We start from the raw sequence: 3,036 nt of genomic DNA, 5'->3' as shown, positions 1-3,036 counted from the left end.
CCCCCAACACGCTCACCCACAGGAGCGCTCCCCCGCTCAAAAGACCCCCTCCGACCTGCGAAAACCCCGGGCAACTACGACACCCGGTGCCGCCGCCGGAGGCACCCCGTGCCGACTTTCCCGTAATCAAGATATTTTGCCCGGGAACCTTTGATCGATCATCGATCAGGGAGTTACAGTCACCGACGGGCTCCCACCACAGGGCCCGCCGCCCTGTCCTGCCAAAGACCAAGGGCACCCCCGAAATCCCCTTGCCGATGAGGGAACCCCCCTTCGACCGAGGAAGGCGGCGTTATGACCGACCCCTACGCCATCCAGCCGAGCGAGCTCGACCAGCTCCCGGACCGCGACCCCGAGGAGACCGCCGAATGGCAGGCCTCCCTGGACGCCGTCACGCAGGCTGCGGGTCCGCACCGTGCCGCATATCTGATGCGCCGCACGCTGGAGCGCGCGGAGGGCAACGGACTCGCGCTGCCCAAGCTGCTTGAGACGGACTACCTCAACACCATCCCGACCGCCGCCGAGCCGGCCGCGCCCGGCGACGAGGCGCTGGAGCGCCGTATCACCGCGTGGAACCGCTGGAACGCGGCGGCCATGGTGACCCGGGGCGCGAAACACGGCGTCGGCGGCCACATCGCGACCTTCGCGTCCGCGGCCTGGCTGTACGAGACCGGCTTCAACCACTTCTTCAAGGGCAAGGAGTCCGCGGAAGCGCCCGGCTCCGGCGACCAGCTCTACATCCAGGGCCACGCCTCCCCCGGCATCTACGCCCGCGCCTTCCTCGACGGCCGCCTCACCGAGGCGCACCTCGACAACTTCCGCCAGGAGGCGGGCGGCAACGGCCTCCCGTCGTACCCGCACCCCCGCCGCCTGCCGTGGCTCTGGGAGTTCCCGACGGTGTCGATGGGCCTCGGCCCGCTGTCCGCGATCTACCAGGCGCGCTTCAACCGCTACCTGACCGCGCGCGGCATCAAGGACGTCTCCGAGTCCCACGTCTGGGCCTTCCTCGGTGACGGCGAGATGGACGAGCCCGAGTCGACGGCGGCCCTCGCACTGGCGAGCCGCGAGGGTCTGGACAACCTGACCTTCGTCATCAACTGCAACCTCCAGCGCCTCGACGGCCCGGTCCGCGCGAACTTCAAGATCGTGCAGGAGCTGGAGGCCCAGTTCCGCGGCGCCGGCTGGAACGTCATCAAGTCCCTGTGGGGCAACGCCTGGGACGAGCTGTTCCAGCTCGACACCACGGGCGCGCTCGTACGCCGCCTGCGCGAGGTACCGGACGCCCAGGTGCAGACGTACCAGACGCGCGGCGCCGCCTACATCCGCGAGGACTTCTTCGGCAAGGACCCGGCGCTCGTCGAGCTGGCGAAGCTGATCGGCGACGACAAGATCCTCGAGTGTTTCCACCTCTCGCGCGGTGGTCACGAGGCGCGCAAGGTCTACGCCGCGTACAAGGCGGCCGTGGAGCACAAGGGCGGCCCGACGGTCATCCTGGCGCAGACGGTCAAGGGCCACACGCTCGGCGAGGGCTTCGCGTCGAAGAACGCCAACCACCAGATGAAGAAGCTGTCGACGGACGAGTTCAAGCAGATGCGTGACCTGCTCGAACTTCCCATCTCCGACGCTCGGTTCATCGACGGGGTCGTGCCCTACGGCCACCCCGGCGCCGACTCCCCCGAGGTCCGTTACCTCCAGGAGCGCCGCGCCGCCCTGGGCGGTCCGGCCCCCGCGCGTCGTACGCACCCGCTGCCCGCGCTGCCCGCCCCGGCCGAGAAGGCGTTCGCGTCCTTCGACAAGGGTTCCGGCAGCCAGAACGTCGCCACCACCATGGCCTTCGTCCGTCTCGTCAAGGACCTGGTCCGCGACAAGGAGACCGGCAAGCGCTGGGTGCCGATCGTGCCGGACGAGGCGCGCACCTTCGGCATGGAGTCGCTCTTCCCCTCCCTCGGGATCTACTCCCCCAAGGGCCAGACGTACGAGCCCGTCGACCGCGACCAGCTCATGTACTACAAGGAGGCCAAGAACGGTCAGATCCTCAACGAGGGGATCACCGAGGCGGGCTCCATGGCGGACTTCATCGCCGCGTCGACGTCGTACGCGACGCACGGCGAAGCGATGATCCCCTTCTACATCTTCTACTCGATGTTCGGCTGGCAGCGCACGGCCGACCAGATGTGGCAGCTCGGCGACCAGCTCGGCCGCGGCTTCCTCGTCGGTGCGACGGCCGGCCGTACGACGCTGACGGGCGAGGGTCTCCAGCACGCGGACGGGCACTCGCCGGTGATCGCGGCGACGAACCCCGCGGCGATGTCGTACGACCCGGCGTTCGCGTACGAGGTCGCGGCGATCGTGAAGGACGGTCTGCGCCGGATGTACGGCGAGACGGCCCAGGGCGAGGACCCGAACGTCTTCTACTACCTCACCGTCTACAACGAGCCGATCCCGCAGCCCGCCAAGCCGGCCGGCCTCGGTATCGACGAGGGCATCGTCAAGGGCCTGTACCGCTTCAACACCGCGGAATCGGCGGGGCTTTCGCCCGCCGCCAACGCGGCGCGCATCCAGCTTCTCGGTTCCGGTACGGCGATCCACTGGGCGCTGAAGGCGCAGCGGCTGCTCGCCGAGGAGTGGGGTGTCGCGGCCGATGTCTGGTCGGCGACGTCCTGGACCGAGCTGCGGCGGGACGCGCTCGACGCGGACGCGGCGCTGCTGCGCGGCGAGGAGCGGGTGCCGTACGTCCGGCAGGCGCTGCACGGCGCCGAGGGCCCGGTGCTCGCCGTCTCCGACTACATGCGGCAGGTTCCCGACCAGATCGCGCAGTGGGTCGAGCAGGACTGGTCGTCACTGGGCGCGGACGGCTTCGGCCTCTCGGACACGCGGGACGCGGCGCGCCGCTACTTCGGTGTCGACGCGGAGTCGATCGTCGTCGCCGCGCTGGCGCAGTTGGCGCGACGCGGGGAAGTGAAGGCGACGGCGGTGAAGGAGGCGCGGGAGCGCTACGGGCTGTAGGGCTTTTTTCGCCCCCGCCGCCCCTACCCG

1 protein-coding gene is annotated in these 3,036 nt (G+C 69.7%); it reads left to right on the top strand.

The features are described 5' to 3' along the window. The first annotated feature begins 294 nt into the window (after window positions 1-294). Window positions 295-3,006, top strand: a complete 2,712-nt coding sequence (aceE, locus tag JHN63_RS50055; RefSeq protein ID WP_200691787.1) for a pyruvate dehydrogenase (acetyl-transferring), homodimeric type — start codon at window positions 295-297, stop codon at window positions 3,004-3,006. Window positions 3,007-3,036 lie beyond the last annotated feature (30 nt).

This window comes from Streptomyces sp. MBT65 (genome assembly GCF_016612545.1).
In the GTDB taxonomy this organism is placed as follows: domain Bacteria; phylum Actinomycetota; class Actinomycetes; order Streptomycetales; family Streptomycetaceae; genus Streptomyces.
This window is presented reverse-complemented; position numbering and strand designations above follow the sequence as displayed.